The following is a 14,884-nucleotide window of genomic DNA, read 5'->3' as shown; positions in this document are numbered from 1 at the left end:
CCTTTCAACACCCGGGTCGTTTATCAGACCAGAGGAGTCACCGTGAAGCAGTTTACCTTTCGCCTGTCCCTGAGCCACGACGAGGTCATGCTGATGTATCAGGGCCATGCCAAACGGTTGGTGGTACGCAGCGAGCAGGGGCTGACCCTGGAGCTGGGCATTGAGAAAATCCGGCCTTTCGTCGCCATCAGCGGGGTACATGGCTATTTTCGCCTCAAAACCCAGGATGATTATCGCTTTATCAGCCTCGAACGCATAAATTAACAAAAATTGAACATATTTCCGCGCAATTCACTGCTTTCAGTCACTATCTATCCGGTAAATCCGTAACCATCCAGTGGGATTTTCTGTTTTTTGCCAGAACGGCAAAATATTTCACAGCTTAAGGCGTGATCTGACCCTTGTTTTTAACAACCCATTATCACCTTTGCTCGCCTTCCTTGATCCAAGACATTACACTTCGCAGCAACTCTGTACCGGTGGGCATCCAGGGTGGATGTCTCTGTGTCGGTGGTTAATGTCGTCCGATAAGGAATATAGAAATGGCATTGAAAGACGCCCCTACCTCAGTTCTGCTCGAAAACGTTCTCAGCCTGATCCATCAGAAGTTGCCCAAGAAGAGTGCCTCCCTGGTCGAGTGCTTCGTCGCCAAGTTCTACGGCAACATGGCGAGCACCGATCTGCACGATCGCAATGACAGCGATCTCTATGGTGCCGCGCTCAGCCTGTGGAATGCGCTCAACCAGCGCACCTCGACCTCCCCCTATATCCGGGTCTACAATCCCGAGCTGACCCGCCATGGCTGGCAGTCTCCCCATACCATCGTCGAGATCATCCTGCAGGACTCCCCCTTCCTGGTGGACTCCATCCGCATGGCGCTCAAGCGCCGGGGCATCACGGCGCACATGATGCTGCACCAGCCGTTGCACCTCATTCGCGGTAACGAAGGCAAGATCAGCGCCATTCTGGATCTCGACAACAGCGCCGAACAGACCTCCGTCGAAACCGCCTTCCTCATCGAAATCGATCACCTCACCAGCGAGGAGCAGATGGAAGGGTTGACTGCCGAGCTCAACTCGGTGGCCGGTGAAGTGGCCCTGGCAGTCGGTGACTGGCAGCCGATGCTGGCGCGCCTGAACGAGATCATCGACGAGCTGCCCAAACGCAAGAACCCGGTCGGTCAGGCCGAAGTGGACTCTTGCGTTGCCTTCCTCAAGTGGGTAGCCGCCCATAACTTCACCCTGATGGGCTATCGCCGCTATGACGTCAAGGCGGTGGAGGGGGATCACGAGATCCTGCCCCAGGCCGACTCCAGCCTGGGTCTGATGAAGAACTCCATCAAGGAAGTGGGTCAGCGCCTTGGCAACATGCCCGCCAGTGCCCGTCACGCGGCGCTGAGCTCTGACTTGCTGATCCTCACCAAGTCCAACAGCAAGTCGCGGGTGCATCGCCCGGCCTATGTGGACTACATCGGCATCAAGCGCTTCGACGAGCACGGCAAGGTGGTGGGAGAGGATCGCTTCATCGGCCTGTATGCCTCCTCCATCTACAACACCAGCGCGACCCAGATCCCGCTCATCAGTCACCGTCTCGAGCACATCATGGCCGCTTCCGGTCACGAGAAGGGCTCCCACGCCTACAAGGCGCTGCTGAACGTATTGGAAACCTACCCGCGTGACGAGCTGATCCAGGCCCGTGAAGAGGAGCTGCTGGCCACCGGTCTTGGCGTGCTGGAGATGCAGGAGCGCGACATGTTGCGCCTGTTCGTGCGCCGCGACGTGTACGGCCGTTTCTTCTCCTGCATGGTCTACGTCACCAAGGAGCGCTACAACACGGCGCTGCGGGTCAAGACCCAGCAGATCCTGCAGAAGTATTTTGGCAGCAGCGAAGAGGTGGAGTTCAACGTCTACTTCACCGAGGGCGTGCTGGCACGGACCCACTACATAGTGCGGGTCAACAACAACAACGTGGATGTGGATGTGAACGAAGTACAGAACAACCTGATTGAAGCGGCTCGCAGCTGGGATGATCGCCTCGACTCCGTGCTGCTCTCTCACTACGGTGAAGCCCGCGGCAACGAACTGCGCCGCCGTTTCAGCACCGCCTTCCCCCGCGCCTACAAGGAAGATGTGCTGCCGGGTTCCGCCGTGGCCGACATCATGGAGCTGGACAACCTGAGCGAGGCCAATCCGCTCGGCATGCTGTTCTACCGCGCCCAGGAGGAGGAGAACGATCGCCGGGTCCGTCTCAAACTGTTCCACCGCACCGAACCCATCCACCTCTCCGATGTGCTGCCCATGCTGGAAAACATGGGGCTGCGCGTCATCGGCGAAACCCCGTATCAGGTGCGCACCCCGGCGGGCGACATCTTCTGGATCCTCGACTTCTCCATGCTGCTGCATGGCGAGCAGCCGTTCGATCTGGAGCAGAGCCAGCAGCGCTTCCAGCAGGCCTTTGCGGCCATCTGGAACAAGCAACTGGAAGATGACGGCTTCAACCGCCTGGTGCTGGGGGCCGGCCTCACCGGTCGTCAGGTCTCGGTGCTGCGCGCCTATGCCAAATACATGCGGCAGACCGGCGTCTCTTTCAGCCAGTCCTATATCGAAGAGACCCTGACCCGCTACCCGGATATCGCCCAGCTGCTGTTCACCCTGTTCGAACAGCGCCTTGACCCGGCCGGCAAGCAGGACGCCAAGGTGCCATCGCAAGATGCCAAGGCATCCGCCAAGCTGCACGAGCAGCTCGCCGCCAAGTTGGATCAGGTCGCCAACCTGGATGACGATCGCATCATCCGCCGCTATGTGGAGATGATCGACGCCACCCTGCGCACCAACTACTACCAGCTGGACAAGGCGGGCAACATCAAACCCTACATCTCCTTCAAGCTGGCCCCCTCCAGCATCACCGACATGCCGCTGCCGCTGCCCAAGTTCGAGATCTTCGTCTACTCGCCGCGGGTGGAAGGGGTACACCTGCGCTGGGGCAAGGTGGCCCGTGGCGGTCTGCGTTGGTCCGATCGCAAGGAGGACTTCCGTACCGAAGTGCTGGGTCTGGTAAAAGCCCAGCAGGTGAAGAACACCGTCATCGTGCCGGTCGGCGCCAAGGGCGGCTTCTATTGCAAACAGATGCCGGCAGGCGCCCCCCGTGCCGTGATCCAGGAAGAGGGCAAGGCCTGCTATCGCCTGTTTATCCGCGGCCTGCTCGATGTGACCGACAACATCATTGGCGGCGAGGTGATCCCGCCGAAATCAGTGGTGCGTCACGACGAGGATGACTACTACCTGGTAGTGGCCGCCGACAAGGGCACCGCGACCTTCTCCGACATCGCCAACGAGATAAGCCTCGAATACGGCCACTGGCTGGGCGATGCGTTCGCCTCCGGCGGCTCGGTTGGCTATGACCACAAGAAGATGGGCATCACCGCCCGCGGCGCCTGGGAATCGGTCAAGCGGCATTTTCGCGAGATCGGCGTCAACTGCCAGACCACCGACTTCACCTGCGTCGGCATCGGCGACATGGCGGGGGACGTGTTCGGCAACGGCATGCTGCTCTCCGAGCACACCCAGCTGGTGGGCGCCTTCAACCACATGCACATCTTCATCGACCCGACCCCCAATGCGGCCAAGAGCTTCGTCGAGCGCAAGCGGTTGTTCGAGCTGCCCGGCTCCAGCTGGGATGACTACAGCCGGGAGCTGATATCCCAAGGGGGCGGTATCTTCCTGCGCTCGGCCAAGTCCATCAAGCTGAGCCCCGAGATCCAGACCCTGCTCGGTACCGACAAGGCCAGCATGGCGCCAAACGAGCTGATCAAGGCGCTGCTCTGCCTGAACGTGGATCTGCTGTGGAACGGTGGCATCGGCACCTATGTGAAGAGTTCCCGCGAGAGCGACGCCGAAGTGGGCGATCGCAGCAACGACGTGCTGCGGGTCAATGGCCGCGATCTGCGGGCCCGCATCGTGGGTGAGGGCGGCAACCTCGGCTTTACCCAGCTGGGCCGGGTGGAGTACGCCAGCCAGGGCGGTCGCATCAACACCGACTTCACCGACAACGTGGGCGGGGTGGATTGCTCCGACAACGAGGTGAACATCAAGATCCTGCTCAACCAGCTGGTGGCGGCCGGTGACCTGACCCTCAAGCAGCGCAACCAGATGCTCTATGAGATGACCGACGACGTGGCGCAGATTGTCATCACCAACGCCTATCGCCAGTCCCAGTCCATCTCGGTGACCAGTTTCCGTGGCGCCGAGCAGCTCAAGGAGCAGCAGCGTTTCATCCAGGGGCTGGAGCGGGAAGGCAAGCTGGATCGCGCCCTGGAGTTCCTGCCCTCTGACGAGGAGCTCTCCGAACGGATGGCGGCGGGGCAGGGTCTGACCCGACCCGAACTGGCAGTGCTGGTGGCCTACGGCAAGATGGTTTTGAAAGAGCAGCTCAACTGCCCGGAAGTGACCGACGAGCCCTTCCTCGCCAACATGCTGGTGACCAGCTTCCCGGCCAAGCTGCAGCAGCAGTTCGGGGCGGCACTGGCCCAGCATCCGCTGCGCGGCGAGATCATCGCGACCCGGGTGGCCAACATGCTGGTCAACGACATGGGGCTCAACTTCGCCAGCCGGATGAAGGACGAGACCGGTGCCTCGGTGGCGGAAGTGGCCTGCTGCTTCGCCATGGCCCGCGAGGTATTCGGCCTCAACCAGCTGTGGCGCGACATCGAAGGGTGCGACAACCTGGTGGGAGCAGAGACCCAGCTCGAACTAATGTTCTACAGCCGTCGCATCGTGCGCCGCGCCACCCGCTGGTTCCTGCGCGCCCGCAATCGCAGCTGGAGCATCAGCGAGAACATCGCCTTCTTCCGCCCGGCCTTCGAGACCTTAGGAAAGCACCTCTACGAGGTGATGGACGAGAGCGAAGTGGCCGAACACCAGCAGGCGGTCGCGGCGTTGGTGGCCAAGCAAGTGCCACAAGCCATCGCTCGTCAGGTGGCCCATATGAGCAGCCTCTTCTCCAGCCTGGATCTGGCGCAGATCGCCGCGGAGCACAAGACCGACATCCTGCGTGCTGCCAACGTCTACTATCGCCTCGGCGCCAAGCTGGATCTGCATTGGTTCCTCGACCAGATCAATCATCAACCGGTGGGCAACCACTGGCAGGCGATGGCGCGGGCCTCCTTCCGCGAAGATCTGGACTGGCAGCAGCGCAGCCTCACTTCCGTGGTGCTGGAAGGGTGCAAAGATCAGGGAGAATGCGCTACCATACTGGCCGACTGGATTTCGGAGCATGAGCAACTCTTGTCCCGTTGGACCCACATGTTGGCCGACTTCAAGACCACCAGTACCCACGAGTTCGCCAAGTTCTCGGTGGCCTTGCGGGAGTTGAACCTGCTCCAGTTGAATTGCCGAGCACTGTGATTGCCAGTTAAGGCATGACAGCGGTATCACACCCAAAGCCCCGGCCAGTTGCCGGGGCTTTTTTTAAGGAGCAAACATGCTGTACCCTCTCGCCAGGCATTTCCTGTTCAAGCTCAACCCGGAACAGGCGCACGATCTCTCCATCAAATATCTGCCCCGCCTTCTCGGTACGCCGCTTGATTGTTTCTTCCGCCACTCCTTGCCCAAACGCCCCGTCACTGTCATGGGGCTTTCTTTTGCCAATCCGGTGGGTCTGGCGGCCGGTCTGGACAAGGATGGCGAGTGTATCGATGCCTTCGGGGCCATGGGATTCGGCTTTATCGAGGTCGGTACCGTCACCCCCAGACCCCAGAGCGGCAATGACAAGCCGCGTCTGTTCCGGGTGATTCCGGCAGAGGGGATCATCAACCGGATGGGCTTCAACAACAAAGGGGTCGACCATCTGGTTGCCCAGGTCAAGAAAGCCAAATATCAGGGGGTGATCGGCATCAATATCGGCAAGAACAAGGACACCCCCATCGAGCAGGGCAAGGATGATTACCTGATCTGCATGGACAAGGTGTATGACCATGCCGGTTATATTGCCGTCAATATCTCTTCTCCCAATACGCCGGGATTGCGTTCGCTGCAATATGGCGATGCACTGGATGAACTGTTGGCCGCCCTCAAGGTTCGTCAGCAGGAGCTGGCCGCGCAATATAAGAAATACGTGCCACTGGCCGTTAAAATTGCGCCGGATTTGACCCCGGATGAAATTAATCAGGTGGCCGCATCCTTGATAAAAAACGACATTGATGGGGTCATTGCCACCAATACTACCCTTGAGCGCGACATGATTTATGACATGCCCCATGCAGCTGAAGCGGGTGGCCTCAGCGGTCGTCCTTTGCAGCACAAGAGCACCGAAGTGATCCGCCAGCTGGCCAAGGCACTGGATGGTGCGCTGCCCATTATTGGCGTCGGTGGCATCGACAGTGCCATGGCGGCCCGCGAGAAGCTGGCAGCGGGTGCCAGTCTGGTCCAGATTTACAGCGGCTTTATTTATAAGGGCCCGGATCTGGTCAAAGAGATTGTGACCCATATATAAGAAATAAATCGGTGCCCTTTATTTAAAGTTGCTGAAATTCTCGACATGGAATAAAGTCGAGTAACGACTTTCAGTAAGGGCACCTGCATGTGTATCCAACCCAATGACAATTGGCAGTGGCATTATGATGCTCATGATGATCGTCTGATGCTGGATTTATCCGAGCGCATGATCTTCGCCACCGAATATAAAGGGCGACAATTGGTGCCCAGCTCCTTCACCACCCAGCCTTTTTGCGTGGATGATGCTGCGCTCTATTATCAGCTGATGGACAGGGTTGCCGAACTGGAGTGGAGCGTACCGCATCAGGTTCAGCTGGTACTCAATGCCATCGCCGTCAGCCGCTTTTACAAACCCCTGATGCCACAAAGCTGGTTCTTTGGGGAAACCCACCCCGCCATTATTCCCGAAACCGGTGCGCTGGTGTGCATGGGCACTCCTCACGGCAAAGGGGAGTTTCTGGTGATCGAAGCCGGTGAACAAGCCAGCGTCTGTTTGAACCTGACTGACGATCTCATATTGACCACCAGCAAGACACTGCCCCGTTTTGGCGTCATCAAGGTGATGAACAATCGCATGAGCCCAAGGCCGGTGGCACAGGCGCAATATCGCCAGGTGAGTTGAATCTCGGGTTATTTTATAGCAAGCCTTTATTCTCTCATTCGGCTTATCCCGATGAACCTCCACTCATCCTCATTCTGTTCCTATCATTAGCCTTGATTATTTCAGGCGACTGCTTTTGTGCAAAAAATGCCCTCCGATCAATTTGATGAGAGGGCGGCAAACACACACTACAGGAGGAATAAGCGGTTGTATCAACAACACGGGATTATTCTAAATCCTGTAGTTTCTCTTGAAACCTGATAGATGTGACAGTCGGACAATAGCGAGATGAACAGGGAGGAGATGAAAAAATAGCCCTCCCGTTTACGGACGATAACGGGAGGGCCAAACACGGGGTTTACAGAAAGAACTTGCTCTGTCGTGGGAAATAATAACGAGTTGAGTCTTGTTTGACGCCTGTCAGATATGGCAGCGGGATAGTTCACCTATTCCTGACCATGGCCATGTCATATATGGTTGCTGCCTCAGCAAGGTAATACCGTGCCAATGAGAGATGCCCGAGCAAACTAGGTTATTGTTTGAACTGCGCTGAGCAGCCCGTACATTTTTTATTCGTCAGATCCTTCCTGCGCGCATGCCTCGCCAGAACGGCCAAAGGTAGGAGGCGGCGCATGTCAGATACCCTCGGTTTATGCCGTGACTGGCAAGCTTTTGCTGCTCCGGATCGCGGCTTAAGGTATAATGCGGCACTATTTTTATGGGTTCCCCGTGAGCGTGATGAAAGAATTTTTTGCAACCTGCCCCAAAGGGCTGGAAAACCTGTTGGCCGTCGAGCTGACCAACCTGGGCGCAGAGCAGGTCCGTGAGACCGTGGCTGGCGTGCATTTCAAAGGCGAACTGGCCATTGGCTACAAGGCCTGTCTATGGAGCCGTTTCGCCTCCCGCATCGTGCTGGTGCTGTCCGAATTCCAGATGAATGACGACCTGGATCTCTATCTGGGTGCTCACACCATTCCCTGGGAAGAGCACTTCTCCGGTACTTCCACCATTGCGGTGGATTTTACCGGTACCAATCCGGCCATTCGCAATACCCAGTATGGGGCGCTCAAGATCAAGGATGCCATCGTCGATCGCTTCACCAAGCGCGGTCATGTGCGTCCTGACGTGGACAAGAAGTCGCCGGATATTCGCATCATGGCGCACCTGGGCAAGGGCAAGGCCAATATCACGCTGGACTTGTCAGGCCCCGCGCTGCACCAGCGTTTCTACCGTCAGGGCACCGGCGAGGCGCCGCTCAAAGAGAACCTGGCCGCCGCCATGATTGCCCGTAGCGGCTGGGCCGGCGAGCCCATGATGGACCCCATGTGTGGCTCCGGTACGCTGTTGGTGGAAGCCGCCTTTATCGCCGCCGACATGGCACCGGCGCTGCGCCGCGAGCGTTTCGGGTTCGATCGCTGGCTGCAGCACGACAGCGAGCTGTGGCAGAGCCTGCTGATGGAGGCGCAAGTACGGGCCAAGCGCGGTATGCAGCGTTGTGAAGTTAAGCTGTTTGGTTGTGATGCCGACAGCCGCGTGCTGCTCAAAGCCCGCGACAACGCCAAAGCCGCCGGCGTGGCCCATCTCATCACTTTCAAACAGGCTGATGTCACCGCGCTGGAAAACCCGCTGCCGATGCCGGCAGTGGAAGGGGAGGCCCGTCAGGTCGGCATGCTGATCTCCAACCCGCCCTATGGCGAGCGTCTTGGCGAGTTCCCGGCACTGCTGGAAGTGCATCAGGCCCTCGGCGATGCCCTGCGTCGCAGCTTCCAGGGCTGGAAAGTCTCCATTCTTTCCGCATCCCCCGAGCTTTTGAGCTGTCTGCGTCTGCGCGCCGACAAGCAATACCGCCTGTTCAACGGCGCCCTTGAGTGTCAGCTGCGCAACTACCAGATTGCACAGGACTCCGTTGCTTCCCAGAAAGAGGTGGCGCAGGACTTTGCCAACCGCCTGCGCAAGAATCTGAAAACCCTGGAGAAGTGGGCACAGAAAGAGAATCTCGACTGCTATCGCCTCTATGACGCCGATCTGCCGGAATACAACGCCGCCATCGACCGTTATCAGGACTATCTGGTGGTGCAGGAGTACGCGGCGCCCAAGGACATTCCCGCCCAGAAGACCCGTCAGCGTCTGCTCGACATGGTGCAGGCCGCCATCAAGGTGACCGGCATGGACGGCGAGAAGGTGATCCTGAAAGTGCGCGAGCGTCAGGAAGGCAAACAGCAGTACCAGAAGCTCTCCGAAGAGCAGCACCGGATGGAGGTGCAGGAGTATGGCGCCCGTCTGTGGGTCAATCTCTATGACTATCTCGACACCGGTCTGTTCCTCGACCACCGTCAGACCCGTCGCATGCTGGGTCAGATGGCCAAGGGCAAGCGCTTCCTGAACCTCTTTGCCTACACCGGCAGTGCCACCGTGCATGCTGGGTTGGGCGGTGCCAGCGAGACCACCACGGTGGACATGTCGCGCACCTACCTCAACTGGGCACAAGACAACATGCGCCTCAACTCGCTGGTGGGCCGAGAGCACAAGTTCGTGCAGGCCGACTGCCTGAAGTGGCTCTCCGAGGCGGACGAGCAGTACGACCTCATCTTCATCGATCCGCCCACCTTCTCCAACTCCAAGCGGATGGATGAGAGCTTCGACGTGCAGCGCGATCACCTGCTGCTGATGCAGCACCTGAAGCGGCTGCTGGCTGCGGGTGGCACCCTGGTGTTCTCCAACAACAAGCGCCACTTCAAGATGGATCTGGCCGGTCTCGAGGCCATCGGTCTCAAGGCCCAGAACATCACCGGCAAGACTCGACCCAAGGATTTCGAGCGCAACCAGCATATCCACAACTGCTGGATCATCACCCATGCGGAGGCTGAGGCCTGATGCTGACCCTGTTTCACACCGACGGCTGCCACCTGTGCGAACAGGCGTGGGCGCTGGTGGAGCAGGCCGGTCTTGCGGCCGACACTCGCCAGTGCGACATCATGGATGATGCGCAATGGCTGGCAACCTATCGGGTCCGCATTCCGGTACTGCGCGATGAAGCGGGGCGTGAACTGGGTTGGCCCTTCACCCTGGCTGAGCTGCAAGCGTGGCTTGCCAGGCAGGGGTGAGCGGGCGATTTGACGATGAAACGGGGGGAGATCCAGTCTGCCACCCGTTTTTTCATTAGCAATAAGGAACAAGAATGGCTCTTTTGACATTGCACGGCGCGTCGTTGTCGTTCAGTGATTTTCCGCTGCTCGATCAGGCCGAGCTCACCATCGAGCGGGGCGAGCGCCTCTGTCTGGTGGGGCGCAACGGGGCGGGCAAGTCCACCCTGATGAAGGTGATCGCCGGCGAACTGCCGCTCGATGACGGCCGTCTGGTGCTGCAACAAGATTTGAAAGTGACCCGTCTCGAGCAGGATCCCCCCGCGTCGAGCGAGATCACCGTGTTTGACTACGCCGCCGAAGGTCTGGCCGGGGTAGGGGAGCTGCTCAAGCAGTATCACCATATCTCCATGGAACTGGCACATGATGCCTCCGATGCCAACATTCGCAAGATGAGCCAGCTGCAGGAGCAGCTCGACTACCAGAATGGCTGGCAGTTCGAGACCCGCATCAACCAGGTGCTGACCCTGCTGGGTCTGGATCCCGACGTGACCCTCGACAGCCTCTCCGGCGGCTGGCTGCGCAAGGTGGCACTGGCCCGCGCGCTGGCCTGCGATCCGGATCTGCTGCTGCTGGACGAGCCGACCAACCACCTGGACATCGATGCCATCAACTGGCTGGAAGAGTTCCTCAAAGATTTTCGCGGCGCCATCGTCTTCATCTCCCACGACCGGGAGTTCATCCACAAGCTGGCGACCCGGATCATCGATCTGGACCGCGGCGTGATCACCTCCTGGCCCGGCAACTACGACGAGTATCTGCAGGGGAAAGAGGAGTGGTTGCGGGTCGAAGAGCTCAAGAACGCCGAATTCGATCGCAAGCTGGCCCAGGAAGAGGTGTGGGTTCGCCAGGGGATAAAGGCCCGTCGTACCCGTAATGAGGGACGAGTGCGCGCCCTCAAGGCGATGCGGATGGAGCGGACCCAGCGCCGTGAACTGCAGGGCAAGGCCAAACTGCAGCTGGACGAGGCGAGCCGCTCCGGCAAGCTGGTATTTGAAAGTGAAGGCCTGGGGCTGGACTTTGGTGATCGCACCCTGTTCCAGGGGCTGGATCTGCAGGTGCTGCGCGGCGACAAGATTGCGCTGGTTGGCCCCAACGGCTGCGGAAAGTCGACGCTCATCAAGCTGCTGCTCGGCCAGTTGAGCCCAAGTCGTGGCACGGTCAAGGGGGGCACCAATCTGGAAGTGGCCTACTTCGATCAGTACCGCGAGCAGCTCGACCCCGAGAAGACGGTGGTGGACAACGTCGGGGAGGGCAAGCAAGAAGTGATGGTGCGCGGCCGCTCCCGCCACATTCTCGGTTACCTGCAGGACTTCCTGTTTGAACCGAAACGGGCACGCACCCCGGTGAAAGCCTTGTCAGGGGGCGAAAAAAACCGTTTACTGTTGGCCAAATTGTTCTTGAAGCCCAGTAATTTACTGATCCTCGATGAACCAACCAACGACCTGGATGTCGAAACGCTGGAATTGCTGGAAGAGCTGCTGGCGGACTACCCCGGCACCCTGTTGCTGGTGAGTCACGATCGTCGTTTCATCGACAATACCGTGACCGGTTGCTGGTTGTTTGAAGGGGACGGGCAGATAAGCGATTATGTGGGCGGTTACGCCGACATGATGGCCACCCGCGCTCAACAACAGGCACAGCAGTCTGCGCAGCAAGTCGCCAAACAGGCGCAGAGCAAAACGCCAGAGCCTGTCGTGGCGCCAGCGCCTGCTGCCACAAAAGCCAAAAAGCTCTCTTACAAGTTGCAGCTGGAGCTGGATAATCTACCGGCTCGACTAGAACAGCTGGAGGCAGAGCTGGATGCCCTGCAGACCGAGATCAACCACCCCGGTTTCTTCTCCCTGCCGAGCGACCAGACTCAAGCCAAACTGGATGCCCTGAATGCAGCAGAGGCTGCATTGGAACAAGCCTTCTCCCGTTGGGAGGAGTTGGAAGCGTTGAAACATCAGGACTAAGGAAGTAGATGAAAAAGCAATTATCCATGCTGGCCATTCTGGTCAGCGCCAGCCTACATGCCCAGGCGGCACAAAGTCCCTTTTTCACCATTGTCGATGCGTCCGACAAGGGTTACGCCAGCGGGATCAGCGGCGACGGCAACGGGCTCATCGGGATCAATACCAAGAACAACATGGCCGAGCACTTCTCGACCGTGCGTTTCGCCGACTTCCTGGTCGATCGTTTCCGTTTTGAGCAGGGCTGCATGCTCTCCAACTCGGTCTGCAACTCCTTCTGGAACGACAACAGCAACTTCGCCTATCAGTGGCGTCGTGACTTCCTCGACGGGGTCGACCAGCGCAACAACGTAGGTTACGTACAGCTGGGCGAGACCGACGGTCTGGTGACCGCGCTGGGCGACGTACCCGGTACCCGGGCAGGCTACAAGATGAGTGGCAAGCTGCGTACTGCCTTCGCCGTGGTCGAGGAGGGCAACCCCGTCGAGCTGAAAGACGGCGCCGGCACTCACAGCCTGAGCGTGCCGACCAGCATCAAGAAACTGGACAACGGCCAGTATCTGGTGACCGGTACCGCAGCGACCGGCAAGAACATTGCCGTCAACTCCGAAACCTACAACTGGTGCTTTGCCGGCAACGACGGCCAGTACGGCGACTACCGCTACTGCCCGGGCCTCAACACCCAGGCCAGCTTTTGGCTGGTCAACAGTACCGGCACCTTCAACAAGCTGCTGCAGGCCAACGAGTATGCCCGCGCCCGCAACGAAGTGGTGCAGACCGCCTCCGCGCTCGGGGTGGGTAAATTCAACGGCAATCTGTACGGGGTAGGGTACTCCTCCACCGGTGAGATCGGCACCAACTACCTGGACGGTCGCAACCTGGCCGCTTACTGGACACTGGATCTGGATGGCAGCAAGGTTGGTACTACCCAGATCATCCCGCTGGCCGAAGGCGAGCCCGGCAAGGATGACGCCAAGCTGCAACACAGCTGGGCCGTGGGGGTCAACGACAATGGCTATGTCATCGGCAACCAGCTTTATCGCATCAACAAGGGCCAGAACCGTCCGGTCGAGATGTTCGTGTTCAACCTGAACACGCCGACCACCAACGCCGTGGTCTCCCTGCAGGACAAGCCGCTCAGTGGCTCCGGTTCGGAAGCGGACGCCATCAACAACCACAACATGGTGGTTGGCTGGCGTGATTCCCGCCATCAGACCCAGCCCGTGGTCAATGGCACCAATCGCATGCAGGAAGGCTTCCTGCTCAACGCAGCGACCGGCAACAACTGGTATCTGAACGATCTCATCTGTGGTCTGGATGATGCGGGTGCCAAGCAGTGTACCCAGAACGGTTACTACTACCACATCGCCTATGCCAGCGGCATCAGCAGCAACGGTACCGTCGCGGCCACGGCTTATCGCTACAACAGCGAGAGCGATCTGAACAACCGCACCAATGCTACCGTAGTCAGCGTCAAGTTGGCGCCGGTGGTAACCGACTACAAGAACAACGATCCGGCCGGTTATGTGGTCGCCAACGCACCGGTCAACAACCAGACCGGTCAGGATGGCGGCAGCGGTGGTGGCAGCCTGTTCTGGTTGACTCTACTGGCCCTGCCATTCGCCTGGCTGCGCCGTTTCCAGCGCTAAAAAGTTGTGTCACTAAAAATTAATGCGGTTCAGTGTCTTGTGTCACAATGACCGGATAGCATGAAATTTTTTGTTTGACCCTGCCGACCCCCTGGGGTAAAGATGAAAGCGACCGATGAAAAATTGGTCGCTTTTTTTGTTCCACGGAAGAGGGTCGTAGATGATGAAGAGACAAAAACGGGACCGTCTGGAAAGAGCTCGTGCTCGTGGTTATCAGGCTGGCGTGGTCGGCAAACAGAAAGAAGCGTGTCCGTATCAATGCCTGGATGCCCGTGGGCATTGGCTTGGTGGTTGGCGTGATGCCATGGAAGGGCGGGGCTCAGGCCTCTTCATGAAGTAGCCGGTACTTCATCACTCATTGCAAAAGGAAAGGGGCCATGATGGCCCCTTTACGTTGTTCAGTTCGACCTGCTGGTCGGCACTTAGAATGCGGTGGTGTCCTTGAACAGACCCACTTTCAGATCGGTTGCGCTGTAGATCGGGCGACCATCCACTTCCACCACGCCATCGGCGATCCCCATCACCAGCTTGCGGTTGATGACGCGCTTGAAGGTGATCTTGTAGGTCACTTTCTTGGCGGTCGGCAGGATCTGGCCGGTGAATTTCACCTCGCCAACCCCCAGTGCACGACCCTTGCCGGGGCCGCCTTTCCAGCCCAGGAAGAAACCGACCAGTTGCCACATGGCATCCAGACCGAGACAGCCAGGCATGACCGGATCACCGGGGAAGTGGCAATCGAAGAACCAGAGATCCGGCGTGATATCGAGCTCTGCCAGGATTTCGCCCTTGCCATGCTCACCACCGTTGTCATTGATCTTGACGATGCGATCCATCATCAACATGTTGGGGGCGGGCAGCTGACTGTTACCCTCACCAAACAGTTCGCCACGGCTGCAGGCGAGCAGCTCTTCACGGGTAAACGAGTCTTTGCCTTGTTCACACAGGGAAAGGCGGGCATCAATGGTGGTATTGTCTACGGTCACGCTGTTTATCCTTCAAATGGGTCAAAGCCGGGCCAATTTAGCGTACAGTTGTTCGCTAAACA

General features: G+C 58.7%; 10 protein-coding genes. 9 read left to right on the top strand and 1 reads right to left on the bottom strand.

Features of this window, described 5'->3' with window-relative positions:
- The first annotated feature begins 42 nt into the window (after positions 1 to 42).
- The 9 genes from C2U40_RS10275 (at position 43) to rmf (ending at position 14,179) form a co-directional block, all read left to right on the top strand.
- Positions 43 to 264, top strand: a complete 222-nt coding sequence (locus C2U40_RS10275; protein WP_005300804.1) for a DUF2835 domain-containing protein — start codon at positions 43 to 45, stop codon at positions 262 to 264.
- A gap of 278 nt (positions 265 to 542) precedes the next feature.
- A complete protein-coding gene (locus C2U40_RS10270) occupies positions 543 to 5,402 on the top strand; it encodes an NAD-glutamate dehydrogenase (RefSeq protein ID WP_103826872.1) in 4,860 nt (1,619 codons plus the stop codon).
- A 76-nt stretch (positions 5,403 to 5,478) separates the two neighbouring features.
- Positions 5,479 to 6,489 carry a quinone-dependent dihydroorotate dehydrogenase gene (gene pyrD, locus C2U40_RS10265; protein WP_103826873.1) on the top strand — a complete coding sequence of 337 codons (1,011 nt, stop codon included), beginning with the start codon at positions 5,479 to 5,481 and terminating at the stop codon, positions 6,487 to 6,489.
- An 87-nt stretch (positions 6,490 to 6,576) separates the two neighbouring features.
- Positions 6,577 to 7,113, top strand: coding sequence for a cell division protein ZapC (locus C2U40_RS10260; protein WP_103826874.1), 537 nt, complete (start codon positions 6,577 to 6,579; stop codon positions 7,111 to 7,113).
- 681 nt (positions 7,114 to 7,794) lie between these two features.
- On the top strand, positions 7,795 to 9,966 hold the full coding sequence (gene rlmKL, locus C2U40_RS10255) for a bifunctional 23S rRNA (guanine(2069)-N(7))-methyltransferase RlmK/23S rRNA (guanine(2445)-N(2))-methyltransferase RlmL (RefSeq protein ID WP_162498694.1): 2,172 nt from the start codon (positions 7,795 to 7,797) through the stop codon (positions 9,964 to 9,966).
- Complete coding sequence (locus tag C2U40_RS10250) at positions 9,966 to 10,196, top strand: glutaredoxin family protein (protein ID WP_011706136.1); 231 nt, start codon at positions 9,966 to 9,968, stop codon at positions 10,194 to 10,196. The genes rlmKL and C2U40_RS10250 overlap by 1 nt, the downstream gene beginning before the upstream one ends.
- A 74-nt stretch (positions 10,197 to 10,270) precedes the next feature.
- On the top strand, positions 10,271 to 12,193 hold the full coding sequence (gene uup / locus C2U40_RS10245; RefSeq protein WP_016350688.1) for an ATP-binding cassette ATPase Uup: 1,923 nt from the start codon (positions 10,271 to 10,273) through the stop codon (positions 12,191 to 12,193).
- A gap of 8 nt (positions 12,194 to 12,201) precedes the next feature.
- Complete coding sequence (locus C2U40_RS10240) at positions 12,202 to 13,839, top strand: DUF3466 family protein (protein WP_103826875.1); 1,638 nt, start codon at positions 12,202 to 12,204, stop codon at positions 13,837 to 13,839.
- A gap of 160 nt (positions 13,840 to 13,999) precedes the next feature.
- A complete protein-coding gene (rmf, locus tag C2U40_RS10235; RefSeq protein ID WP_005315693.1) occupies positions 14,000 to 14,179 on the top strand; it encodes a ribosome modulation factor in 180 nt (59 codons plus the stop codon).
- 82 nt (positions 14,180 to 14,261) lie between these two features.
- Here rmf and fabA read toward each other — a convergent pair whose 3' ends face one another.
- Entirely contained in the window at positions 14,262 to 14,822 is a 561-nt protein-coding gene (gene fabA, locus C2U40_RS10230) for a 3-hydroxyacyl-[acyl-carrier-protein] dehydratase FabA (RefSeq protein ID WP_016350690.1), read from the bottom strand.
- Positions 14,823 to 14,884: the final 62 nt, after the last annotated feature.

The organism is Aeromonas sp. ASNIH4, assembly GCF_002934425.1.
Lineage (GTDB): Bacteria > Pseudomonadota > Gammaproteobacteria > Enterobacterales > Aeromonadaceae > Aeromonas > Aeromonas hydrophila.
This window is presented reverse-complemented; position numbering and strand designations above follow the sequence as displayed.

What these genes read in the sequence shown, in the direction of transcription:
- rmf (WP_005315693.1), top strand. Translation starts at nt 14,000, where the DNA reads ATGATGAAGAGACAAAAACGGGACCGTCTGGAAAGAGCTCGTGCTCGT.
- C2U40_RS10270 (WP_103826872.1), top strand. Translation starts at nt 543, where the DNA reads ATGGCATTGAAAGACGCCCCTACCTCAGTTCTGCTCGAAAACGTTCTC.
- pyrD (WP_103826873.1), top strand. Translation starts at nt 5,479, where the DNA reads ATGCTGTACCCTCTCGCCAGGCATTTCCTGTTCAAGCTCAACCCGGAA.
- C2U40_RS10250 (WP_011706136.1), top strand. Translation starts at nt 9,966, where the DNA reads ATGCTGACCCTGTTTCACACCGACGGCTGCCACCTGTGCGAACAGGCG.
- rlmKL (WP_162498694.1), top strand. Translation starts at nt 7,795, where the DNA reads ATGCGGCACTATTTTTATGGGTTCCCCGTGAGCGTGATGAAAGAATTT.
- uup (WP_016350688.1), top strand. Translation starts at nt 10,271, where the DNA reads ATGGCTCTTTTGACATTGCACGGCGCGTCGTTGTCGTTCAGTGATTTT.
- C2U40_RS10260 (WP_103826874.1), top strand. Translation starts at nt 6,577, where the DNA reads ATGTGTATCCAACCCAATGACAATTGGCAGTGGCATTATGATGCTCAT.
- C2U40_RS10240 (WP_103826875.1), top strand. Translation starts at nt 12,202, where the DNA reads ATGAAAAAGCAATTATCCATGCTGGCCATTCTGGTCAGCGCCAGCCTA.